This is a genomic window from Amycolatopsis sp. H20-H5, assembly GCF_035828755.1.
Taxonomy (GTDB): domain Bacteria; phylum Actinomycetota; class Actinomycetes; order Mycobacteriales; family Pseudonocardiaceae; genus Amycolatopsis.
Window position 1 is genome coordinate 21,130 of record NZ_JAYMZS010000118.1, and the last position, 6,000, is coordinate 27,129.

At 67.1% G+C, this 6,000-nt stretch carries 6 protein-coding genes; 5 read left to right on the forward strand and 1 reads right to left on the reverse strand.

Annotated features, from left to right (window positions below; translation table 11 throughout):
* Window positions 1-51: 51 nt before the first annotated feature.
* Window positions 52-594 carry an NUDIX hydrolase gene (locus QMK34_RS38865; protein ID WP_326419794.1) on the reverse strand — a complete coding sequence of 181 codons (543 nt, stop codon included), beginning with the start codon at window positions 592-594 and terminating at the stop codon, window positions 52-54.
* A gap of 37 nt (window positions 595-631) precedes the next feature.
* On the opposite strand from QMK34_RS38865, the gene nucS reads away from it, so the two are divergent.
* From nucS to QMK34_RS38890, 5 genes are all read left to right on the forward strand, one after another.
* Entirely contained in the window at window positions 632-1,291 is a 660-nt protein-coding gene (nucS, locus tag QMK34_RS38870; RefSeq protein ID WP_326419796.1) for an endonuclease NucS, read from the forward strand.
* Between the two features lie 248 nt (window positions 1,292-1,539).
* Window positions 1,540-2,613: a hypothetical protein gene (locus QMK34_RS38875; protein ID WP_326419797.1), complete on the forward strand. Its 1,074-nt coding sequence runs from the start codon at window positions 1,540-1,542 to the stop codon at window positions 2,611-2,613.
* A gap of 167 nt (window positions 2,614-2,780) precedes the next feature.
* Window positions 2,781-4,478: a sodium:solute symporter family protein gene (locus QMK34_RS38880; RefSeq protein WP_326419798.1), complete on the forward strand. Its 1,698-nt coding sequence runs from the start codon at window positions 2,781-2,783 to the stop codon at window positions 4,476-4,478.
* A 9-nt stretch (window positions 4,479-4,487) separates the two neighbouring features.
* Window positions 4,488-4,769, forward strand: coding sequence for a hypothetical protein (locus QMK34_RS38885; RefSeq protein WP_326419799.1), 282 nt, complete (start codon window positions 4,488-4,490; stop codon window positions 4,767-4,769).
* 47 nt (window positions 4,770-4,816) lie between these two features.
* Window positions 4,817-5,794, forward strand: a complete 978-nt coding sequence (locus QMK34_RS38890; RefSeq protein ID WP_326419800.1) for a DUF3558 domain-containing protein — start codon at window positions 4,817-4,819, stop codon at window positions 5,792-5,794.
* The last annotated feature ends 206 nt before the right edge of the window (window positions 5,795-6,000 follow it).

Sequence of the window (6,000 nt, forward strand, 5' to 3'; positions counted from 1 at the left end):
AAGGGTCGTTGAGGACAAAAATTGCCCTGAACGACCCTTTCATGACACTCCCTACGCGGAGCGCTCGTGGAGGAGAAGGAGGGCGTAGGCCGCCAAGGTCTGGGCGTCGGTGATGGTGCCGGAGGCGATCATCTTCTCGAACTCCGCGCGGTCCACCCACGCCGCGCGCATGTCCTGCTCCTCGAGCTCGCGCTCGGGCGCGCCCTGGGTCAGGCCGGTCGCCAGGAAGACGCGGCCGCGCTGGCTCGACATGCCGGGTGCGACGTCGCAGAGGCCGAGTTCCACCATCGAGCCCGCGGCCAGCCCGGTCTCCTCCCGCAGCTCGCGGGCGGCCAGCTCGGCGGGCGGCAGGTCGGCGCGGCCGGGGGCGGTGCCCTGGGGGAACTCCCAGCGGCGCAGGCCCAGCGGGTAGCGGAACTGCTCGACCAGGTGCAGTCGATCGCCGTCCAGGGCGATGACCAGCGCGTAGTCCGGCTTGTCGACGACGCCGTAGATGCCGTCGGAGCCGTCGGGGCGCCGGATTTCGTCCTCGCGGACGGTCATCCAGTCGTTGCGGTACACCTCGCGGGAACTGACGCATTCAATGGGGTCCACGCGCTCAGTATCCCGGGCGTTGTCCTACCCTCGGCGGGTGCGTCTCGTGATCGCTCGTTGCCAGGTCGACTACGCTGGCCGTCTGACCGCCCATCTGCCGATGGCCACCAGGCTGCTGCTCGTCAAGTCCGACGGTTCGGTGTCGGTGCACTCCGACGACCGCGCCTACAAGCCGCTGAACTGGATGAGCCCGCCTTGCTGGCTCATCGAGGACGGCAAGATCTGGATCGTGGAGAACAAGGCGGGCGAGAAGCTCGTCATCACGATCGAAGAGATCTTCCACGACTACACCCAGCTGCTGGGCGCCGAACCGGGCTTGCGGAAGGACGGCGTCGAGGCGCACCTGCAGGAGCTGCTGGCCGAGCACATCAAGACCCTCGGCGACGGCTACACCTTGGTGCGGCGCGAGTTCCCGACCCCGATCGGCCCGGTCGACATCATGGCGCGCGACGCGGGCGGCAAGAGCGTCGCCGTCGAGATCAAGCGCCGCGGTGAGATCGACGGCGTCGAGCAGCTGACTCGCTACCTCGAACTGCTCAACCGCGACCCACTGCTGGCCCCGGTACAGGGCGTGTTCGCCGCGCAGCTGATCAAACCGCAGGCCCGCACGCTGGCCGAGGACCGCGGCATCCGCTGCCTGACCCTGGACTACGACGCGCTGCGCGGGATCGAGTCCGACGCCTTCCGCCTGTTCTGACCGCGATGGCCTAGGCCGTGTCTGGCAAATCAAGTCCGCGGTCTTCGCGCCCAGGCGGCCCCTGACGGCACGGGGGATTCACCCGAGTACAACCCGGTACGAGGGCAAATCCCCCGCACCGCCAGGAACCACCTGGAACACGAAGCCCATCGAACAGATTTACCAGACACGGCCTGGGCAAAACAGCCGTCACCGGCCCCGCCCCGATCAGTACGATTGATCGACGGGTAGCGAGGCAGGGGGTCCGCGTGAACGAGCGTCGCCGGGGCAACGGCTGGTGGAACTACTTCTGGGGCTATCTGGCCAGGCGCCGCGCCTACGTGGCGATCGCCGGGGTGCTGGCCGTCCTCACCGCGCTGCTGCTGGTGGCCGCCGCCGGTTCGGCCGACTACGGCCGGAACCTCGCGCTGAACCTCGGCGCGGACCTGATCGGCACGATCGTCGTGCTGTTCCTCATCGCGCCGATGATCGAGCGGGGTGACCGCGGCCGCGACTCCGTGCTCGATCGCTTCGACCACAAGGCCTTCATCCGCCAGGCGGGCGACGCCCGGCACCGGATCATGGTGCTCGAACTCTGGCTGGACCTGTTGCAGGGCACCTACCGGAAGCCGTTCGCCGACGCGCTGCGGGGCGCGCTGAAGCGGGACGTCGAGCTCAGGATCCTGCTGCTCGACCCGGACGCCGCGGCCGCCCGGCAGCGCGCGGACGACCTCGGGCGGACGAACGTCAACACCAACATCCTGGAGAACCTGCAGCGGCTGCACGAGTTCCGGCAGAGCCTGCCCGAGCGGCTGCGCGGGAACATCGACATCCGGGTGTACGCCGCGCTGCCGCCGGTGCAGATGTACCGGGTCGACGATCGCCTGATCGTGTCCTTCTTCCCGGTGAACATGACCTCCTGGAACGCCGCGCAGTACCAGACGAACCCGCAGGCCCAGCTCGGCACGTTCGTCTGTGCCAAGTTCGACGAGCTCTGGGACGCGGAGAACACGCGGACGCTGGAGCAGTTCCGCCGGGTCGACGTCGAGGTCGGGTTCGGGGCGGAGATGGACAGCTACCAGGTCCGTTTCGTCACCGACGGCGAGCACACCTACCTCGGCGGGCGCGACATCGTGGACGCGCACGCCAACACCGGGATCGCCGGGCTGCACGCCCGGCTGGTCCGCGGCAACGCGCAGGGCGAGCGGGACGTGCTCACCGCCGACGCACTGACCCTGCTCGAAGCGGGCGATCCCGATCACCACGACGTCCAGACGTTGTTCGAACGGAAGTACGGGCACAACCACGAAGTGGTGCTCAAGTTCGTTCCCGGCGAACCCTGAGCGCCGGTTCCCCGGCCGTCCCGTGCCCGGGACAATGCCCTGAAAGTCCGAACTCCAGCCGAATTCACAGCCTCGCGCTGCCGTCCCTGAATGGATGCAGTACTGTCCGCGACGGACCTGAACACGGTGGTTCTTGTCGGAAATTGTTTGATTCGGAGGTGGGTCGGGTGCACGTCCTAGCGGATGCGAACCTGCGATTGAACGCGAGCCCGATCGACTACATCCTGCTGGCCTTCTACTTCGTGCTGGTTCTCGGCATCGGGTATCTGGCACGCAGGCAGGTCTCGAGCAGCCTGGACTTCTTCCTGTCCGGCCGTTCCCTGCCGGCGTGGGTCACCGGGCTGGCGTTCATCTCGGCGAACCTCGGCGCGGTCGAGGTCATGGGCATGTCGGCCAACGGCGCGCAGTACGGCCTGCCGACGTTCCACTACTTCTGGATCGGCGCGATCCCGGCGATGCTGTTCCTCGGCGTCGTGATGATGCCGTTCTACTACGGCTCCAAGGTCCGCAGCGTCCCCGAGTTCATGCGGCGCCGGTTCGGCAAACCCGCGCACCTGGTCAACGGCATCAGCTTCGCCACCGCGCAGATCCTCATCGCGGGTGCGAACCTGTTCCTGCTGGCCAGCGTCGTCAACCTGCTGCTGGGCTGGCCGATCTGGCTCTCGATCGTCATCGCCGCGGTCATCGTGCTCTCCTACACCGCGCTCGGCGGGCTGTCCGCCGCGATCTACAACGAGGTCCTGCAGTTCTTCGTGATCGTCGCCGCGCTGCTGCCGCTGACGATCGTCGGCCTGGTCAAGGTCGGCGGCTGGCAGGGCCTGGTCGACAAGGTCACCGGCAGCCCCGGCGGCACCGCGCAGCTGCACTCCTGGCCGGGTGACAACCTCACCGGTTTCGGCAACAGCTTCCTTTCGGTGCTCGGCATCGTGTTCGGCCTCGGCTTCGTGCTCTCGTTCGGTTACTGGACGACGAATTTCGTCGAGGTCCAGCGCGCGATGGCGTCGAAGAGCATGTCGGCCGCGCGCCGGACGCCGATCATCGGCGCCTTCCCGAAGATGCTGATCCCGTTCATCGTGATCATCCCCGGCATGATCGCCGCCGTCACCGTTTCGGAGTACGTCAAGGACAAGCAGGTCCTGCTCGACGGCGGCAAGGCCGAAAGCGGCGTCACCTTCAACAACGCGCTCCTGCTGCTGATGCGCGACCTGCTGCCGAACGGCATGCTGGGCGTCGCGATCGCCGGTCTGCTGGCCTCGTTCATGGCGGGCATGGCGGCGAACCTGAGTGCCTTCAACACGGTGTTCACCTACGACATCTGGCAGACCTACATCAAGAAGGACAAGCCGGACGGGTACTACCTCAGGCTTGGCCGCACGGTCACCGCGGCGGGCACGGTGCTGGCGATCGGCACGGCGTTCATCGCGTCGAACTCCGGGAACATCCTGAACTACCTGCAGGACCTGTTCTCCTTCTTCAACGCGCCGCTGTTCGCCACGTTCATCCTCGGCATGTTCTGGAAGCGCATGACGGCCACCGCGGGCTGGGTCGGGCTCGTGCTCGGCACGGCGTCGGCGGTCACGGTCTGGACGCTCGCGCAGACCGGTGTCATCGGGCTGACCGGCCAGGGCATCAGCTTCGTCGCGGCCGGTGTCGCGTTCGTGCTCGACATCGCGGTCAGCGTCGCCATCTCGCTGGCGACGACGCCGAAGCCCGACAGTGAACTGGTCGGACTGGTCTACTCGCTCACCCCGAAGGCGGACCGGACGCACTCCGACACCGGCGAGAACGCGGGCTGGTACCGCAAGCCGACGCTGCTCGCCGGGATCGTGCTGGTCCTGACCATCGCGCTGAACATCATCTTCTAGGAGGATCGCATGGCTACCGAGTCTCCCGCCAAGCCGAACAAGGCAGGCGCGTTCGACATCCGGCTGATTATCGCCCTGCTGATCGGCGTCTACGGGATCGTGCTCACCGTGCTGGGCATCGGCTTCACCACACAGGCCGACCTCGACAAGGCGGCCGGGGTGAGAATCAACCTGTGGGCAGGCCTCGGCATGCTGGTCGTCGGGCTGCTGTTCGTGCTGTGGGTCCGCCTGCGTCCGCTGCTCGTGCCGACGGACGAGTCCGCTGGGGAGTCCACGGAAGACAGCGAATAGGCGGGTTGTCCGGACAGCCCCGCGCCGGTGCCGCTACCGTGCACGACGTGCTCCCTCGTGCCCGGAAAAGCAGGTCCCTGACCGTTCTCGCGCTGGCGGCCGGGTTCGCCGTGGCCGGGTGCGAGGCGAATCTCGGCAAGGCCAACTTCCCGCGTTCCACCGGTCCCGCCGCGTCCGCGGGCAGTGCCGCGCCTGTCGACACGAAGGCATACGACAGCGCGGTCCTCAGGTTGATCGACCCCTGCTCGCTGATCGACAAGAACGCGTTGAGCGCGTTCGGCGCGCCGGACGACCCCAGCGTGTCCAGCACGACGTTCGAGGAATGCCGGAACTCGGTGAAGGACCCGGGCGGCAAGGCCGTCAAGATCTCCGTGCAGGTGGGGGACCTGGTGCTGGGGGTGGACTCGAAGAGCACTGGCACGATCGAAGGCCTGCCGCAGGTCGAAGACAAGACCGACGACACCTACTGCACGGTCAGCGCGGTCACCTCGACCAAGCCGGCCAACGTCGGGATTTCCTTCGAGATCACCTACGTCGGTGGCGACCCGTGCCAGGTGGGCCGCAGCCTGCTGGCGCCGACGCTGAAGAAGATCCGCGAGACGCCGGTGAAGTACCCCGCGGCCAAGGGCAGCCTGCTGGCGCTCGATCCGTGTGCCATCGCCGACGACGCCACGGTCAACTCCCTCGCCCCTTCGGCCAAGGCCTCGCCGGTCACCCTCCACGACTGCCAGTGGACCGGCAACCCCGTCGGCCTGACCGTGGCTTTCCACAAGGGCCAGCCACCGATCGAGGGTGACGGCTACTCGAAGGTGGACCTCGATGGGGTCACCGGCTTCCAGAAGCTCACGAGCACCACCTCAGCCGAGTGCACGGTGGAGTGGCAGCAGCGGCCGTGGCAGGACGACCAGGTCGAGATCTCCCGCGTCACCTACAGCAACCGCGACGCGAACAAGGCCACCGACGACCCGTGCGGCAAGGCCGCGAAACTCGCCAAGAACGTCGTGGCGAAGCTCCCCAAGGCCTAAAGGACGTCTGGAAACTGTCGCAGCCGCCGCCGCTCGAAGCCTCGGGCGCCTGTCGCCCGTTTTACACCGCCACGACCGCTTCATGCGTGCCCCTGAAGACATCCCTGGGTTTTGTTTGTCAAGCGGCGGTGGTGTTTTGTCTGGTTTGTGTGGTGGTGTGGTGTGCCCAGGCTGTGTTTTCGTTGTAGTGGGTGTGGGTTTTGAGG